At 60.3% G+C, this 16,658-nt stretch carries 16 protein-coding genes and 1 tRNA gene; 7 read left to right on the forward strand and 10 right to left on the reverse strand.

Annotation, left to right across the window (positions count from 1 at the left end):
• Positions 1-53: 53 nt before the first annotated feature.
• Entirely contained in the window at positions 54-1,382 is a 1,329-nt protein-coding gene (locus ACM6HV_RS04610) for a D-arabinono-1,4-lactone oxidase (protein WP_414903686.1), read from the reverse strand.
• A gap of 76 nt (positions 1,383-1,458) precedes the next feature.
• The gene (locus tag ACM6HV_RS04615) at positions 1,459-1,812 is read right to left on the reverse strand and encodes a c-type cytochrome (protein ID WP_145597873.1); all 354 of its coding nucleotides are present in this window, start codon (positions 1,810-1,812) and stop codon (positions 1,459-1,461) included.
• A gap of 347 nt (positions 1,813-2,159) precedes the next feature.
• On the opposite strand from ACM6HV_RS04615, the gene ACM6HV_RS04620 reads away from it, so the two are divergent.
• From ACM6HV_RS04620 to ACM6HV_RS04630, 3 genes are all read left to right on the forward strand, one after another.
• The gene (locus tag ACM6HV_RS04620; RefSeq protein ID WP_414903621.1) at positions 2,160-3,785 is read left to right on the forward strand and encodes an NADP-dependent glyceraldehyde-3-phosphate dehydrogenase; all 1,626 of its coding nucleotides are present in this window, start codon (positions 2,160-2,162) and stop codon (positions 3,783-3,785) included.
• Positions 3,786-3,831: 46 nt separating this feature from the next.
• Complete coding sequence (locus ACM6HV_RS04625; protein WP_414903687.1) at positions 3,832-4,872, forward strand: FUSC family protein; 1,041 nt, start codon at positions 3,832-3,834, stop codon at positions 4,870-4,872.
• Positions 4,873-4,952: 80 nt separating this feature from the next.
• A complete protein-coding gene (locus tag ACM6HV_RS04630; protein WP_414903622.1) occupies positions 4,953-6,842 on the forward strand; it encodes an acyltransferase family protein in 1,890 nt (629 codons plus the stop codon).
• Here the strand turns inward: ACM6HV_RS04630 and ACM6HV_RS04635 are convergent.
• Positions 6,829-7,725, reverse strand: coding sequence for a DMT family transporter (locus tag ACM6HV_RS04635; RefSeq protein ID WP_414903623.1), 897 nt, complete (start codon positions 7,723-7,725; stop codon positions 6,829-6,831). The genes ACM6HV_RS04630 and ACM6HV_RS04635 overlap by 14 nt on opposite strands.
• A 151-nt stretch (positions 7,726-7,876) precedes the next feature.
• Between ACM6HV_RS04635 and ACM6HV_RS04640 the strand changes: the two genes are divergently transcribed.
• Together ACM6HV_RS04640 and ACM6HV_RS04645 are read left to right on the forward strand one after the other, a co-directional pair.
• The gene (locus ACM6HV_RS04640; protein WP_145597868.1) at positions 7,877-8,314 is read left to right on the forward strand and encodes an Lrp/AsnC family transcriptional regulator; all 438 of its coding nucleotides are present in this window, start codon (positions 7,877-7,879) and stop codon (positions 8,312-8,314) included.
• A 58-nt stretch (positions 8,315-8,372) separates the two neighbouring features.
• Positions 8,373-8,699 (forward strand): YceK/YidQ family lipoprotein, encoded by a 327-nt coding sequence (locus tag ACM6HV_RS04645; protein ID WP_145597867.1) that lies wholly within the window; start codon positions 8,373-8,375, stop codon positions 8,697-8,699.
• A gap of 63 nt (positions 8,700-8,762) precedes the next feature.
• Here ACM6HV_RS04645 and ACM6HV_RS04650 read toward each other — a convergent pair whose 3' ends face one another.
• On the reverse strand, positions 8,763-9,434 hold the full coding sequence (locus tag ACM6HV_RS04650) for a Bax inhibitor-1/YccA family protein (protein WP_027613775.1): 672 nt from the start codon (positions 9,432-9,434) through the stop codon (positions 8,763-8,765).
• Between the two features lie 123 nt (positions 9,435-9,557).
• Between ACM6HV_RS04650 and ACM6HV_RS04655 the strand changes: the two genes are divergently transcribed.
• Positions 9,558-9,645, forward strand: a tRNA-Ser gene (locus ACM6HV_RS04655).
• Positions 9,646-9,803: 158 nt separating this feature from the next.
• On the opposite strand, the gene ACM6HV_RS04660 is transcribed toward ACM6HV_RS04655, so the two are convergent.
• The 6 genes from ACM6HV_RS04660 to ACM6HV_RS04685 all read right to left on the reverse strand — a co-directional run bounded on the left by ACM6HV_RS04660 (position 9,804) and on the right by ACM6HV_RS04685 (position 15,560).
• Positions 9,804-11,126, reverse strand: a complete 1,323-nt coding sequence (locus tag ACM6HV_RS04660) for a purine-cytosine permease family protein (RefSeq protein WP_414903624.1) — start codon at positions 11,124-11,126, stop codon at positions 9,804-9,806.
• 111 nt (positions 11,127-11,237) lie between these two features.
• Positions 11,238-12,212, reverse strand: coding sequence for a biotin-dependent carboxyltransferase family protein (locus ACM6HV_RS04665; protein WP_414903625.1), 975 nt, complete (start codon positions 12,210-12,212; stop codon positions 11,238-11,240).
• Complete coding sequence (locus tag ACM6HV_RS04670; RefSeq protein WP_414903626.1) at positions 12,209-13,081, reverse strand: 5-oxoprolinase subunit B family protein; 873 nt, start codon at positions 13,079-13,081, stop codon at positions 12,209-12,211. The genes ACM6HV_RS04665 and ACM6HV_RS04670 overlap by 4 nt, the downstream gene beginning before the upstream one ends.
• Positions 13,078-14,451 carry an acetyl-CoA carboxylase biotin carboxylase subunit gene (locus ACM6HV_RS04675; protein WP_414903627.1) on the reverse strand — a complete coding sequence of 458 codons (1,374 nt, stop codon included), beginning with the start codon at positions 14,449-14,451 and terminating at the stop codon, positions 13,078-13,080. The genes ACM6HV_RS04670 and ACM6HV_RS04675 overlap by 4 nt, the downstream gene beginning before the upstream one ends.
• Before the next feature lie 10 nt (positions 14,452-14,461).
• Entirely contained in the window at positions 14,462-14,707 is a 246-nt protein-coding gene (locus tag ACM6HV_RS04680) for an acetyl-CoA carboxylase (protein ID WP_414903628.1), read from the reverse strand.
• A 94-nt stretch (positions 14,708-14,801) separates the two neighbouring features.
• A complete protein-coding gene (locus ACM6HV_RS04685) occupies positions 14,802-15,560 on the reverse strand; it encodes a 5-oxoprolinase subunit PxpA (protein WP_414903629.1) in 759 nt (252 codons plus the stop codon).
• A gap of 143 nt (positions 15,561-15,703) precedes the next feature.
• Between ACM6HV_RS04685 and ACM6HV_RS04690 the strand changes: the two genes are divergently transcribed.
• Complete coding sequence (locus tag ACM6HV_RS04690) at positions 15,704-16,621, forward strand: LysR family transcriptional regulator (RefSeq protein ID WP_414903630.1); 918 nt, start codon at positions 15,704-15,706, stop codon at positions 16,619-16,621.
• The last annotated feature ends 37 nt before the right edge of the window (positions 16,622-16,658 follow it).

Consider the following 16,658-nt stretch of genomic DNA (forward strand, 5'->3'; position numbering starts at 1 on the left):
GAAGGCGCCAACGCCCACGGTGCCCAGCATGAAATTGCGTCGATTGACCGCCATCAGTTCACCCCCAGAATTGACGACAGATGCGCGTTGAGAAAACGTCCGCTCGGGTCCAGTGCCTGGCGTACGTCGACAAACTCGCGCCAGCGCGGGTACAGCGGTTGCAGGGTGCGCGCATTGAGCGTGTGCAATTTGCCCCAATGCGGGCGACCGTTGTACTTCCAGAAAATCGGTTCGACCGCGGCGAAGAAGTTGTGATGGTCCATCTGATAATGCTGGTGCACCGAGATCGAACAGCTATCGCGGCCCTCGAACATGCTCAGTGGAATGTCGTCGGCCTTGACGTAGCGGTACTCGATGGGAAACCAGGTGCGCAGGTCTTTGTCCTGAATCAGCTTGAGGATTTCGCGCAGGCAGGCCGGGCCGTATTCGGCGGGCACCGAGTACTCCATCTCGTTGAAGCGCACGGTGCGCACGTTGGCGTAGATGTCGAACGAGTCACCGACCCGATCATCGAAACTCGCCAGATGCCGCAAGCTGTTGAGCAACGAGGTGCGCAGGCCGGGGAAGTCACTGCCGTACTTGTCGATCTTCTCGATCAGGGTCACGAACTCGTTGCCACCCTCCTCCTCGGGCGGGATCGGCGGTGTGGCCGGGTCGCCGGTTTCATTGAGGGCGATGGACAAGGCGTAGTCGGAGTGGGTAACGACGAGCATTTCCCAGTGCTGGTTTTCGCGGGTGTTCTTGTCCAGATCTTCAAGCAGCTCTTCGGTCTTGGCGATCCACTGGGTTTCCCGCAGACGATACGCCGGACGGTTTTGCAAGCGGATTTTAGTGGCAACACCCAACGCACCGAGGGATACCCGGGCAGCGTTGAATACGTCCGGATGACGCTGGCTGTCGCAGTCCAATACCTCGCCACTGGCGGTCACCAGCTGCATCCCGCAGACGTGCGCCGAGTAAGACTGAAAGGTTTTGCCGGTGCCGTGAGTCGAGGTGGAAATGGCGCCAGCGAGGGTCTGGTAATCGATGTCGGCCATGTTTTGCAGGGCTTGGCCGATGTCCTTGAGCGGCTTGCCCATACGCGACATCGGCGTGCCGGCGGCGAATTCGGCTTGCAGGGTTTTCGGGTCGTGATCGAGCAGACCGTTGAAGTAGCTCAGTGACAGCAACGTGCCGTCGGTGGGCACCAGCGCACTGAAGGAATGCGCCGAGCCGACGGGACGAATCTTGCCCGGTGCCTGTTGGATGACTGCGGTCAATTCGTCCAGATTCTTGGGCGCTACCCGCGCCGCCGGCAGGCAACTCTGCCCGCCCGACCAGTTGCGCCAGGGAATCAGCCGTGGCGCGCGCATCAACTGGCCCAGCGCCGGATTGGAAGCCAGCGCACTGAACGCGCCGACGATACTTGCCCGTTGCAACAACTGACGGCGTGTCAGATCCATGCTCATGCGCGCGCCCTTATTGTGGGAGGGGCTGATCGGCCATGAAGCCGATCAGTTGCAGGAATTGTTCTTCCGAACACTCGACGCACTGGCCCATCGGCGGCATGCCGTTGTAGCCGTTGATGGCGTGATCAAGCAGGGTGTCGGTGCCCTGCCGCAGGCGTGGTTCCCAGGCCTTGCGGTCGCCGGTCAGCGGCGCGTTGGCGGCCGGATTGGCGTGGCACAACTGGCAGCTGTTGGCGTAGATCTGCGCCAGTGCCGGGTCGGAGGGCGTGGCGTTGTGAGTGGTCGCCGGCGGTGCGGCTTTTTCGCCGCAGCCGCACAGGGCGACAGACAGCGCCAGCAATAAAGTGAGTGGGAGTACCCGCATAACGATCCTCGCCTGGGTAGCGCTTATTGTTGTGATCACACCTTAAGGCAGGCACGGCAGCGGGTTGAGGGCATTGCGGGACAACGAGGGGGCCATCCGGGGCCACACCGATGCCCTCTGTAGGAGCTGCCGCAGGCTGCGATCTTTTGATCTTGACCTTCAAAAGCAAAGTCAAAAGATCGCAGCCTTCGGCAGCTCCTACAGAGATTGGGGTGAGCATCCCGCTCTGTTCCGCCTCTCTGCGTGACATTCGCGTGACATTCGCGGGTTTAAATTCCCGCGTATTCAGGCGTATAACCTGTACAGACTTTTTGATCTGCATACGGACATCAATACGGGGTAGCGACATGACCACAGCAAACATCCTTGGCAACCTGTTCCCTTCTGTCAGCGACATCCCGGAAAAATACCGCCTCGACGGTCAGGTCGAGCAACGCGAATACCTCGTCGACGGTGAACTGCGGCGCTGGGACGGCCCGCTCGCCACGGTACGCAGCCCGGTGTACCTGCACGGCGAGAATGGCGCTGAACAAGTGATTCTCGGCAGCACCCCGCTGCTGGATGCCGACACCGCCCTCACCGCCCTTGATGCCGCCGTGCGTGCCTACGATCGCGGTCAGGGCCTGTGGCCGACCATGCGCGTCGCCGAACGCATTCAGCACGTCGAAGCGTTCCTCGGGCGTATGCGTCAGCAGCGCGAAGCCGTGGTCAAATTGCTGATGTGGGAGATTGGAAAGAACCTCAAGGATTCGGAAAAAGAGTTCGACCGCACCTGCGACTACATCGTCGACACCATCAACGCACTCAAAGAACTCGACCGCCGCTCCAGCCGGTTCGAACTGGAACAGGACACTCTCGGCCAGATTCGTCGCGTGCCGCTCGGTGTCGCGCTGTGCATGGGCCCTTACAACTATCCGCTGAACGAAACGTTCACCACGCTGATCCCGGCGCTGATCATGGGCAACACTGTGGTGTTCAAACCGGCCAAGCTCGGCGTGCTGCTGATCCGCCCGTTGCTTGAAGCGTTCCGCGACAGCTTCCCCACCGGCGTGATCAACGTGATCTACGGCAGCGGCCGCGAGACCGTCAGCGCGCTGATGGCCAGCGGCAAGATCGATATCTTCGCCTTCATCGGCACCAACAAGGCCGCCAGCGACCTGAAAAAACTGCACCCGAAACCACACCGTTTGCGCGCCGCGCTGGGTCTGGATGCGAAGAACCCGGGCATCGTCCTGCCCGAAGTCGATCTGGACAACGCGGTCAGCGAAGCGGTCACCGGTTCGCTGTCGTTCAACGGCCAGCGCTGCACCGCGCTGAAGATCCTGTTTGTGCATGAGGACGTGGTTGACGCCTTCATCGAAAAATTCAACGCCAAACTCGCTACGCTGAAACCTGGCATGCCGTGGGACAGCGGCGTGGCACTGACGCCGCTGCCGGAGTCGGGCAAGGTCGACTACCTGCACGGTCTGGTGGCCGACGCGCAGAGCAAGGGCGCACAGGTGATCAACCCGAACGGCGGCGCCAGTCGCGAGTCGTTCTTCTACCCCGCCGTGCTGTACCCGGTGACGCCGCAGATGCGCGTGTACAACGAAGAACAATTTGGCCCGGTGGTGCCGATCGTGCCGTACCGTCACCTCGATACCGTGATCGATTACGTGCTGGAGTCGGACTTCGGTCAGCAACTGAGCCTGTTTGGTACCAACCCGGTGGCGATCGGCCGACTGGTCGATACCTTCGCCAACCAGGTCGGGCGGATCAACCTCAACGCCCAGTGCCAGCGCGGCCCGGACACCTACCCGTTCAACGGGCGCAAGAACTCCGCCGAGGGCACGCTGTCGGTACACGATGCCCTGCGGGTGTTTTCGATCCGCACACTGGTGGCAACCAAGTTCCAGGACAGCAACAAGGATCTGATCAGCGAAATCATTCGCGGCCGCGATTCGAGCTTCCTGACCACCGACTACATCTTCTGACGAGGACCTTGCACTGAGCACCTTCAGCACCCACCGACTGCCACCGCTGCTGCGGCGAATCCTGCGTCCGTTGCTGGACCCGTATCGCCGCTACCAGCACGCCCGATTGATTCACGCGGTGCGGGTAGCGCTGGGTCTGCTGGCAACCATCCTGCTGACCACCGGCATCAACCTGCCCCACGGCGAGTGGGCGTCGGTGACCATGCTGGTGGTGATTGGCGGCCTGCAGCACCACGGCAACATCGGCAAAAAAGCCGCCGAACGCGCCACCGGCACCCTGATCGGTGCCGGCGTCGGACTGGTGCTGGTGGCGCAACAGGCATGGCTGGGCATGCCATGGCTGACCTACTTTGCGATGGCGGTGGTCTGCGGGTTCTTCTCCTATCACGCCATCGGCAAGGGCGGGTACACCGCCCTGCTCTCGGCAATTACCGTATTCATTGTCGCCGGGCATGGCGACAACCCGATCACCGACGGCTTGTGGCGCGGAGTCGACATCCTGATCGGCATCGCCCTGGCCCTCGCCTTTTCCTTCGCCCTGCCGCTGTACGCGGTGTATTCGTGGCGCTACAACCTGGCCGATGCCCTGCGCGATTGCGCCACGTTGTACGGGCGAATCATCAGCGGTCAACCGGTCAGCGCCGATGAACATCTGAAGCTGATGGGCCGGGTGACCACGGTGATGGTGCAACTGCGCTCGCTGATGCCTTCGGTGTCCAAGGAAGTGAAAATCTCCATGACCGAACTGGACGCGATTCAACGCAACCTGCGCATGTGCGTCAGCACGCTGGAGATCCTCGGCAACACCCGCCCGGATGCCAACGACCCCGACGCCATGGCGCACCTGCAGTCAGCGCTGCGGGCCGAACACCGGGTAATCCGCGTGCAACTGATCGGCATGGCCCGGGCCTTGAAGTCCGGCACTACTCAGCGTCTGGAGCGCCCGCTGGAGTTGCCGGACGCCAGCCTCGACACGCCGGTCTACAACACGCTGGACGGTTACCGTTTGCTGACCCGGCAACTGGCCGCGAACATCGGCGAGTTGCGCCAGCGTCTGGCGATGACGGCGCCGCGCTGGAACATCTGAGCCGTCGGAAAAAACCCATGTAACAAAGCCGACATCATCACTACAATGCGCCGCACAATGGATGTGACATGGACGCATAAATGCAATTCAGGAAGAGTATCAACGCCCTGCGGGCACTGGCCGTGCTGTCGGTCGTGCTGTTTCATTTCAAGGTGCCTGGGTTCGAGGGCGGGTTCGTCGGCGTAGACGTGTTCTTCGTCATTTCCGGCTTCCTGATGACCGGCATCATCGTCAATGGCGTGCAGCAGCAGAACTTTTCCCTCCTCGGTTTCTACGCCTCCCGCGCCCGCCGCATTATTCCTGCCCTGCTGGTGCTGTGCGTTACGCTGCTGGTCTTCGGTTACCTGTACCTGCCGCTGGACGACTTGCGCGAGACGATCCGCACGATCAAGAGCAGTCTGTTATTCAGCTCCAACTTCAGTTTCGCCGAAAGCGGCAATTATTTTGCCGCGCCACTGCATGAAAACTGGTTGTTGCATACATGGTCACTGTCGGTCGAATGGCAGTTCTATCTGCTTTATCCCGTGCTGATCATGGGTTTGTACAAGTGCTTCGGCGCCGATAAAACCCGCTTTGCCCTGGTTGCCTTGGCGTTGATGTCGCTCGCGGCGTCCATCATCGTGACTCGCGTCAACCCGACTTTCGCGTTCTACATGCTGCCCACTCGTGCCTGGGAAATGATCGCTGGCGGTCTGGTTTCTTTGTTTCCGCTACGATCGAGCCCGCGCAGCGGCGCGATTTGCGAAAGTCTCGGCCTGCTGGCGATTGCCGTCAGTGTGCTGGGCTTTTCTGAAGCCGATCTGTGGCCGGGCTACCTGGCTCTGCTGCCGGTGCTGGGGACGATGCTGGTGATTCACGGCAATACCCGGTCGGTGTTCAGCAGCAATCCTGCGCTGCAATTTGTCGGGAGTATTTCCTACTCGGTGTATCTGTGGCATTGGCCGCTGGTGGTGCTGCTGTACTTGTGCGGGCTGTTGACCAGTTGGCCACATGTGATCGGCGCGATCATCGCCTCGGTCACGCTCGGCACCCTGTCCTTCTACAGGGTTGAGTCGAAGGTGAAGAAAGGTACGAGCGCTACTCGAACAGTGATCAAGTTCGCGTCGCTGACGGTAGCGGTGGTGGCCGTGTCGGCAACGACGTCGTCGCTGGTCAAGCAGCATCCCGATTGGCGCCCGGCGCTGGTCGAACTCGGTCAGCCGGAATACACCAGCAAGCTGTATCCGCAGGAGTGCTACCCGAATGCCTATGCGGCGGCGGATTGCAAACTTGGCACAGGCGAGGTGTCGGTGATTCTGTATGGCGACAGCCACGCGCAATCGACTGCAGCAGCGGTGCAGATGGACAACCCTCAAGCCGCGCTGTCTTGGTCACGGGGCGGTTGCCCGACCCTGGCGCACTTCGCCATGCACGACAAAACCGTCGAAAGCCAATGTCGAGGCTTCAATCAGGAAAAGCTGCAACAACTGAAAACAGCGTACGCCGGCGTGCCCGTGGTGCTGTTCAGCCGCGCGGCGCTGTACGCGGATTCAGGGCGGGAAAACAGCTATCGGATTTCCTTTCCCGAGCGTCAGGCCGCGTTTGCCGAAGCCTATACCGAAGAGTACGTCAGCACGGTCTGCTCAATCGCTGAAAACCATCCGGTGTATATCGTCAAACCGATCCCGGAAATGCCCTTCAGCGTCTACAAGGGTTTGAATCTGAATCAGCGGTTGTTCGGGCAAACCTCGGACATTTCCCTGCCGTTACAGGCTTACGAGAAACGCAATCGCATCGCCATCGCGACCATCGAAGCGGCGGCCAGCCGCTGCAACGCGACGGTGATCGACCCGACGCCGTACCTGTGCCCCGATGGCCACTGCATGGGCTCCATGGACGGCGTCCCGCTGTACTTTGACGACAACCATCTGGTTGATGCCGGCAATCAGCAGTTGAAAGGACTGTTCCGGGCTGTGATCAAACCGATCTGAGCTGACGCCGGGCTTTCAAGCCCCAGCCCTGTTGCATCCCGGCGGCGGCCAGCAGAATCGCCGCCACGCCGACCCATTGCAGGATTTGCAGGCGATGGCCGAAGGCAAACCAGTCGACGAAGATCGCCGCAATCGGGTAGATGAACGACAGTGCGCCGGTCAGGGCGGTCGGCAGTTTCTGGATCGCGCCGTACAGCAGCACATACATCAGGCCGGTGTGGACGATGCCCAGCGTCACCAGACTGGCCCAGGCTGCGCCGGTCTGCGGCAGACCGTTGAAGTGCGCGAACGGCGCGAGCAACAGCACTCCAGTGCAGACCTGGATCAGCGCGATCAGATGCGGCGGCGTGCCGGTCAGACGCTTGATGATCAGCGCCGCGATCGCGTAGAGCAACGCCGCGCCCAGCGCCAGCGCAATCCCCAGCAGATATTCGTGACCGCTCTCGCCCTGCCCGCCGTGGGCGCTGACGATCGCCAGCATGCCGAGAAAGGAAATCGCTAGCCAGAACAGCTTCTGCAAGGTGATTTTCTCGCCGAGAAACAGTGCCGCCAGGCCAACCAGCATGAACGGTTGTACGTTGTAGACAGCCGTCCCAATGGCGATCGAGGCCCGGGAATACGAGCCGAACAACAACACCCAGTTGCCGACAATCGCCACCCCGCTGAGCACCGCGAGCAGGAACGTGGTGCGGGTCAGAATGCCTGGACGCAGGAAGCCGAACGCGGCACAGATCAGCAGCAAGGTGCCAGCGCCGAACACGCAACGCCAGAACACGACGTCCAGCACCGGCTGCCCGGAGACCAGCACGAACCAGCCAATGGTCCCGGAAATCAGCATGGCGGCGGTCATTTCCAATGAACCACGGCGGATTGAGTTGTCCATCATCGATCTCCCTAAACGTTTTGACGAAAGCGTGGGCAAAGTATGCCAAGCCGGCTCCCTGCACCTCCAGCGCAAAAAGCAGGCTAAACTCGGTTTCTGCCTTTTTTATCGCGGGTGGTTTCCCGCAAATGCCTTATGCCGGAGTTGCGCCATGACCGACGATATCGACCAGACTCTCATCAGCGCCCTGATGGAAGACTCACGCCGCTCGCTCAAGGCACTGGCGCAGATCAGCGGCCTGTCGTCGCCCAGCGTGGCCGAGCGCCTGCGCCGACTGGAGGAGCGCGGCGTGCTCAAGGGCTATACAGTTGAGATCGACCCGAAATGTTTCGGCTATCAACTGCAGGCCATCGTCCGGGTGCGACCGCTGCCGGGGCAATTGCAGGAAGTGGAACGACAGATCCTGTCGATTCCGGAATTCACCGAGTGCGACAAGGTCACCGGGGAAGATTGCTTCATCGCCCGCCTGCACGTGCGCTCGATGGAACAGCTCGACACCCTGCTCGACCGCCTCAATACGCTGGCCGAAACCAACACCGCGATCGTCAAGAAGACACCGGTCAAACGCCGGTTGCCGCCGATGGCGTGAGTGCTTTTTGCGCGTGTTCGGCGTAGATTGAAATTTTTCCGGCGAAGGATTGGCGGTAATGAAATTTCAGGCATTGATGCTGTCGGCAGTATTGCTCACCGGGTGCGGGACGGTGCAAACGGTTGCGTTCAACGACAAGTTTTCCGTGGACCAGCTGAAAACCAAGAAAACCTATTGCGGCGCCGTTCCGCGCATTTACAGCGGTGCAACCTACGACTTTTGCATGCTGCACGCCGAAAAACCGGATGATGTCGACGCGTTCAATTACAACAATGCTTCTTTTGGCCTGGTGGTAGATGCCGCGGTTTCGGGTGTGCTGGATACATTTCTCCTGCCCTACACCATTTACAAGCAACAGGCCGATGGCAGCATGGTGATCAACTGATCTGCTTTTCGCAGACAACAAAAAACCCGCAAATGCGGGTTTTTTGTTGTTTCAGGCCAGCGATCAGTCGTCGCGGCTCATGATGCCGAAGATCTGCAACAAGCTGATGAACAGGTTGTAGATCGATACATACAGGCTGATGGTCGCCATGATGTAGTTACGCTCGCCACCGTGGATGATCGCGCTGGTCTGGAACAGAATGCAGACCGACGAGAACAGCACGAAACCGGCGCTGATCGCCAGTTGCAGGCCGCTGATCTGGAAGAACATGCTTGCCAGCGTCGCTCCCAGCAGAACGAAGAAACCGGCGGTGATGAAACCACCGAGGAAGCTCATGTCCTTGCGGGTGATCAGCACATAGGCCGACAGACCACCGAACACCAGTGCGGTCATCGCGAATGCCGAACTGACCACTTCAGCGCCGCCCTGCATGCCCAGGTAACGGTTGAGGATCGGGCCGAGCAGGAAGCCCATGAAACCGGTCAGCGCAAAGGCGGACACCAGGCCCCATGCGGAATCACGGAGTTTGTTGGTGAGGAAGAACAGCCCGTAGAAACCGATCAGCACCACGAAAATGTTCGGGTAGCCAACACGCATCTGCTGGGCCACGAAAGCCATCACACCGCTGAATGCGAGGGTGAGCGCCAGCAAGCCGTATGTGTTGCGCAGGACGCGGCTAACCTCTAGCTGCTCAGCCTGCACGCTGTTGTGAACTGCGTAATCCTGTTCGCGCATGGCGACACTCCTGTTGGTTTGAAACGTTCAGTGGCAAAGATCATAACAGACGCTCTGTAACAAGCCATGCACAGAGTTTGACAGTGTGTTTCATTCAGGTATTATGGCGCCCGCAACGCAAACGGAGGTGTGGCCGAGTGGTTTAAGGCAACGGTCTTGAAAACCGTCGACTGTAACAGGTCCATGAGTTCGAATCCCATCGCCTCCGCCATCTTATGTACGACAAAGCCCTGATTATTCAGGGATTTGTCGTTTCTGGCATTCAGGAAATTAGCTCCGTTCTCTATGGATCGTTTCCGCATCTTTTCGGTCATTTCCGCAACCCTGCTCTTTCGACATCACTGATCAGGGATTGGTGACTGCAAGACGCTACTCTGCCAGCCTTAACTGCAACCGGCTTCGATGGGATAAGCCTGCTTGCAGGGCAAACGCCACGACCACCGTCGCCGGCGCAGAAAAACTGCTCAGTCCCTCTCCGGCAAACATCAACGCCAGCCCCAGCGCTGTCGCCCCGAACCACGCCGTCAGCCCCACCGGATTGAATGCCGCCACTCGCTCCAGCGCCTCAACATCACTGCGGCCATAAAGAATCTGTGCCAGCGCCACACCGACCCAGGCCACGACGAAAATCCCCTGATAGGCCAAAGCATTGAGGAGGTAGGCGAACACGTCCGCGAGCATCAAGCCGTAGACGATCACACCAACCACCAACGCCCACATCAGGTACGAACCGCGTATGCCAAAACGGCCAAAGAACGCCTGCATGTTCAACGTCGCTAGATAGTAGTTGGCCGTGTTGATTCGGGTTTGAGTGGCCCAGACGAACAACAATCCCCACAAACCCATCAACTGCAGGATCGCCATCACCACCGACACTTCGTTCAGCGCGCCGTCATGAGGAATGCTGCTGACCAGATAGATCCCCGCCGCGCCGTTGAGCAGGAATGTCACTGCATAGAACGGCATGCCGAAGTTCCAGCGGCCGTGGTACTCGGCGTCTTCAGGTTTGCCGAAACGTGCGTAGTCGAAGGTAAACAGCATCAATACCCAGACGCCCATGTAGGCGACGAAGCAATGCCACCAGCCGAATGCACTGGGGGTTGCCGGGCCGAAATCCAGCCATTGCGGCTGATAGCCATAACGGCTGATGGACAGCCCCACCGCCACCAGCAGACCGCCGAGGTACACCGGCAGCAACACGCCGTTGAGCTTGTCGAGCCAGTGTTGCACGCTGCCGAGGATCATCGGCACGCTGTAGAGCACCACCGCCAGTGCCGCCAGCGGATAGATCAATTGCGGATACAGGTGATTGAGCGCCACGGCGATCACCGAGCCTTCGAATACCGCGTAGTAGATCGCCGTGGAAAAGAAGATCAGCGTTGCCAGACACGCGCCAGTGCTGCCGAACAACAGCCGTGAGAACAACGCCACCGACAAGCCGCTGCGAATCGCAAAACGGCTGAGCACACTATTGATCAGACCGTAGCTGATCACCGACAGCACCATCCCGATCAGCGCACTGCGCGCACCGAACGACAGCGCCAGTGACGCGCCGACCACGATGTAAAACATCGCGCTGCATACAGCCCACCAGGCCATGGTCAGCGACAGTCGCCCCATGCGCGCCTGGTTCGGTACGGGATGATGGGCCGGATCTTGCCCGGTTTGACTCGATTGCGATAAAGCAGCCATATGCGTGAACTCCAGAACCAGTCAAAGGTTGAAGCGCGGGCAGCCGTCACCGCACCGAAGTGCGGCGTTGGCTTACCGTTTGGCATGGCCCGCGCGATGCGGCGGGCAGAATCAGGAAGGGAACAGCTTGTTCAGGCAGCTGAGTTTTTTCTTATAGGAGCGTCGTGCTTCCAGCGCTTCTTCGAGGGTCACCGCGACAAAGCGGGCCTTCTGATTGGGTTGCATCTGGCCAATCAGATCGAGGTCGGCGCTGATCACCGTGCCGATCATCGCGTAGCCGCCACCGGACACTGCATCGCGGTGCAGGACAATCGGCTCAAGCCCGGCCGGGACCTGGATTGAACCGATCGGGTAGCAACTGTCGACGATGTTCGACGGATCGGAACCGGCGCCGAAGGGTTGCTCGCGGGGCTGAAAGCTCAGCGCGCTGCCGCCCTTGAAGCGATAGCCGATACGATCTGCTTCCGAGCCGACCGTCCATGGCTCGGCGAAGAAACTCTTCGCCGCAGATTCGCTCAAGCGCTCGTAATACAGTCCCGGCACTACCCGCAGGGTGATTTCGCCGCCCAGCGATTGGCGCAACGCCATGGGCAGACTGGCCCCGGCACGGCCCCTGCTACTGGCAGCGCCTACCGGCAATTCGTCGCCTGCGACCAGTCGGCGCCCCTGAAAACCACCGAGCGCACCGAGCGCGTAGGTCGAGCGACTGCCGAGCACCACCGGCACATCGATGCCCCCCGCCACCGCCAGATAAGCCCGGGCGCCGGCCTTCGGAAAATCGAAACGCAACACCTGTCCGGCCTTCACCTCGAAGGCCGTGTCGTGATGCATTTCCATGCCATCGAGCCGCGGCGTCATGTGCGCGCCACAGACCGCCACCAAGGTGTCCTGCTGAAATTCAAGCTCTGGGCCGAGCAACGTGCATTCCAGCGCGGCAGAGCCCGCCGGGTTGCCGACCAGTTGATTGGCCGCACTGAGCGCGTATTGATCAAGCGCTCCGGAGGGTGGAATGCCCAAATGGTAATACCCTTCGCGCCCCAGATCCTGTACCGAGGTCGCCAAGCCGGGTTTGAGTACCTTGATCATGCCAGCACCTCCTGCAGCGACTTGGGATAACCGATCGGATCGGCAAGAAACGCGTCCAGCGAAAACTCCACCGGGCGAATCCGCAGATCAAAGCGTCCGGCGTCCACATCGGCCACAGCGTGGTCGTAGGCCTCACGATCGATCGGCTTGAACTGCACGATGTCGCCCGGACGGAAAAACACCATGTGCTCCTTGAGGTAGGCGAGGTTCTGTTGCGGGTCGTAGATCGGTGCCGGCGTGACGCCAAACATCTGATAACCGCCGGCACCGCGCACCGAATAAATGCAACCGAAGCAGCCGCCATGACCGAGGGTCAATTTCGGTGTATCGGTGCGTGGTCGCAGGTACTTCGGCACCTGCAACTGGCGTTCGCGCTCGACCATCTGGAACATGAACGGCAGCCCGGCGACGAAGCCGACCATCGACACAAACCACGGTGCACCGCTGTGGGCGGCGATGAACGCATCGACGTCCGCCAGACCGTTAATGCGCGCGGCGTATTCCAGGTCGGTGGCGCCGGGGTCTTGATGGCGGTCACGAAAACGCATCAGGGTTTCGTGGGTCCACGGGTCGTTGTACAGCACCGGAATCTCGATGATCCGCGTCTGCAGCGTGCGCTCGGCAACCGCCTCGGCTTCAGCGCCCTTTACCGCTTCAAGCAAGGTGTGCGGGGCAATACGATCGGGATCAAAGCGGATCTGAAACGAAGCATTGGCCAGACACACATCCAGCACGCCATCCAGCGCCAGCCGTTCCACCGCTCGGGTGACGGCCAGGCCCTTGAAAAACGCATCGAGGGACATGCTGTCGCTGACTTCGGCAAACAGATGCTCGTCGGCACCGAAGCTGTAACGGATCGGCGTGCTCATGCTTCACCTCCACTGCGGCGCGCAGTCAGCCAGGTTTCCAGGGTGCCGGTGTGGAAGTCGGCGCTGTGCAGCCACGGTTGTTTCAACAATTCGCCGTGCAGCGCCAAGGTGCTGGCCATGCCGGACAATGTGGTTTGCTCTACCGCCGCCCTCGCCCGGCGTAAGGCTTCGGCGCGATCAGCACCGTGCACGATCAGCTTGGCCAGCAGCGAGTCATAGTAAGGCGGCACGCGGTAACCTTGATACAGGTGAGTATCGACGCGAATGCCTTCGCCCTGCGGCCAGATCAGTTCGTCAACCAGCCCGGGACTGGGGAAGAAATCACGCTCCGGGTCTTCGGCGTTCAGGCGCATCTGCAGCGCGGCACCGTTGAGTTGAATGTCACTCTGCTTGAAGCCCAGCGGCTCGCCGCCGGCAATGCGCAACATGGCTTGAACCAGATCGATGCCAGTGATCAGTTCGCTGACCGGATGCTCCACCTGGATCCGCGTATTCATCTCGATAAAGAAGAACTCGCCGGTTGCGTCGTCATACAGATATTCAAGAGTGCCGGCGCCCTTGTAGCCGAGGGCTTCGGTCAGGCGCACGGCGCTGGCACAAAGGGTTTCGCGTTGCTGCTGACTGAGAACCGGCGACGGCGCTTCTTCGAAGATTTTCTGCCTGCGACGCTGCAGCGAGCACTCGCGTTCAAACAAATGCACCGCATGCTGACCGTCGCCCAACACTTGCACTTCGATATGCCGAGCCCGGCCGATAAACCGCTCCAGGTACACCGCGCCGTTGCCGAACGCGGCCTGGGCTTCGCGCTGGGAACGGGGAAACTCTTCGCGCAGTTGCTCGGCGTTTTCTGCCAGACGAATACCACGTCCGCCGCCACCGGCCGAGGCCTTGATCAGTAGCGGGAAGCCGACGGTTTCGGCCGCCTCGAGTGCTGACTCGACGTCGAACAGTTCACCCGGTGAGCCTGGTACCACCGGTACCCCTGCCGCTTGCGCAGTGCGCCGGGCTTCGGCTTTATCGCCCATGCGCCGGATCGTCTCTGCGCTCGGGCCGACAAAAATCGCCCCGGCCGCCACCACTGCTTCGGCAAAATCCGCGTTCTCCGAGAGAAAGCCGTAACCCGGGTGAACTGCGTCGGCACCCGTGGCCTTCAAGGCGCCAAGCAATGCTTCGACATTCAGGTAACTTTTATCGGCGCGGGCCGGGCCGAGGATGTGAACCTCATCGGCCATGCGCGCTGCCTGGGAATCGACGTCCGCCTCGCTGCACGCGGCAACAGTGGGAATCCCCAATTCCTTGGCGGCGCGAATAATCCGCACCGCGATCTCGCCACGGTTGGCGATCAGCAATTTATGAATACCTTGGGTCATGATCGCGTCCTCACTCGTCGTCGAGTGTTGCGATGACTTGACCCGGCTCCACCGGATCACCGTCTTCTACCAGGAATGTGCTGAGGCGACCGGCCGTCCCGGCGGTCAGTTCGGAAAACTGCTTCATGACCTCGATCAGGCCAATAACCGTGTCAGCGCTGACCTGAGCGCCCACCTCGACGTAGTTCGCCGAGTCCGGAGTGGCTTTGCGATAGAAGGTCCCTGGCAACGGGGTGATAACAGTGTGTTCGGCCATGTCTGTTCCTTTTGGAATAGTTGTAGAAAGGCAGGCAAAAAATGCAGCGTTGAGCAAACCCTGGCGTCTGTGTGCCAAGTGTTTTCGCAAGAGTTCAGCGTGGTGCGCGCACCTGGATCCCGGCGTTATCGAGTGCTTTGCGAGTGGTAGCGACCAGCGCCAGTGCGCCCGGGGTGTCGCTGTGCAAACAGATCGAATCGAACTCGATCGCCAGGTCTTCACCCTCGACTGTGCGCACCACGCCTTGCTGACAGGCGCGCAATACCCGCGCAGCGACCTGCTCCGCGTCGTAGGCGCGCACGTTGCGGGTGAAGACGATGGAGCCGCTGAGGTCGTATTCGCGGTCGGCGTAGAACTCGCGGATCACCGGTTGGCCGAGTTCTGTGGCGACTCGCCAGATCACCGAATCGGGCATGCAATACAGCAATAACTCAGGCTCCAGGCGTTGCAGGTTTTCCACCAGCAGACGCGCGGCCTCCTCGTCACGCGCCAGGTGCATATAGAGCGCACCGTGCGGTTTGATGTGTTGCAGGGCCACGCCCTGAACCCGAGCCAGTTCACGCAGGGCGCCCAACTGGTAAAGCATGTCGTCGACCAGTTCCTGGGCCGGTGCGTTGATGTGCCGACGGCCGAAACCGACCAGATCACGAAACCCCGGATGCGCGCCGACCGCCACGCCCAGACGCTTGGCCTGTTCAACGGTGCGGCGCATGGTGCCGGGGTCGCCGGCATGAAAACCGGTGGCGACATTTGCCGAGCTGATGAAACCCATCAGTTCGTTGTCGACGCCATCGCCGATGGTCCATGGGCCGAAGCCTTCACCCATGTCCGAGTTGAAATCTACTGCTTGCATGACGCTTGCTCCTGACGCTTGTGACTTCATGCAGGCCAAAGTAAATTCCAGATCACCCCTTGGGAAGATCTATTAATAGATAGGCCATCTTCTGAAAAACAGATAGCCTGGAGAAAACAGCGTCTTCATCTACCGGAGTGTTCATGTCACTGACCTTGCGCCAGGTGCGCTATTTCGTTGCCACGGCCGAGATCGGACAGATCTCCCAGGCCGCGATTCACTTGAATATTTCGCAGTCGGCGGTAACCACGGCGATCAAGGAACTGGAAGGTATACTCGGCACCCTGCTCTTCCAGCGCTCGGCGCAGGGCATGAGCCTGACCGATGCCGGGCGGCACTTTCTGAATCGGGCTTATGTGATTTTGCGCAGTGTCGATGACGCGTTGAACAGTCCGTTGCCGGACATCCGCGCCAGCGGGGTGTTGCGTCTCGCGGCGAGCTATACCGTGTTCGGCTACTTCCTGCCGCACCATTTGCAGCGACTGGAGCACTGGCATCCCGACGTGACCATCGAAGTCCACGAACAGGAACGGCAAGCCATCGAACAAGGCCTGCTCGAAGGCCGGTTCGACATGGCCGTGGTGCTCACCGCCAACCTCACCCATCCGGACATCGTCTCCGAGACACTCTTCAACTCTGAGCGCCGGTTATGGCTGCCAAGCCACCACCCATTGTGCGAGCGTTCGGCGGTCAGCCTTGCCGATGTGGCAAAGGAGCCGTTCATTCTGCTGACCGTCGACGAGGCCGAACAAAGCGCCATGCGCTACTGGGAAAACGCGCACCAGCAGCCGAACGTGCGGGTGCGCACCAGCTCAGTGGAGGCAGTGCGCAGCATGGTCGCCAATGGCAGCGGCGTGGCGATCCTTTCGGACCTGGTACACCGCCCTTGGTCACTGGAAGGCAAACGCATCGAAACCCTGACAATCACCGATAAGGTCACTCCAATGAGCGTCGGCCTGGCGTGGCACCGTGAACAGGAGTTCAGCCCGGCAATGCACGCGTTTCGCAATTATTTCCACGATGCATTTTTGGCGCCGCAACAGCTGTCTGCGAGACGCTGAAAAAGCCAAAAGCACCTCTCTCTTTTTGTTGTTTTTT

The organism is Pseudomonas sp. IT-P260, from assembly GCF_949768395.1.
GTDB classification, from domain to species: Bacteria; Pseudomonadota; Gammaproteobacteria; order Pseudomonadales; family Pseudomonadaceae; genus Aquipseudomonas; species Aquipseudomonas parakoreensis.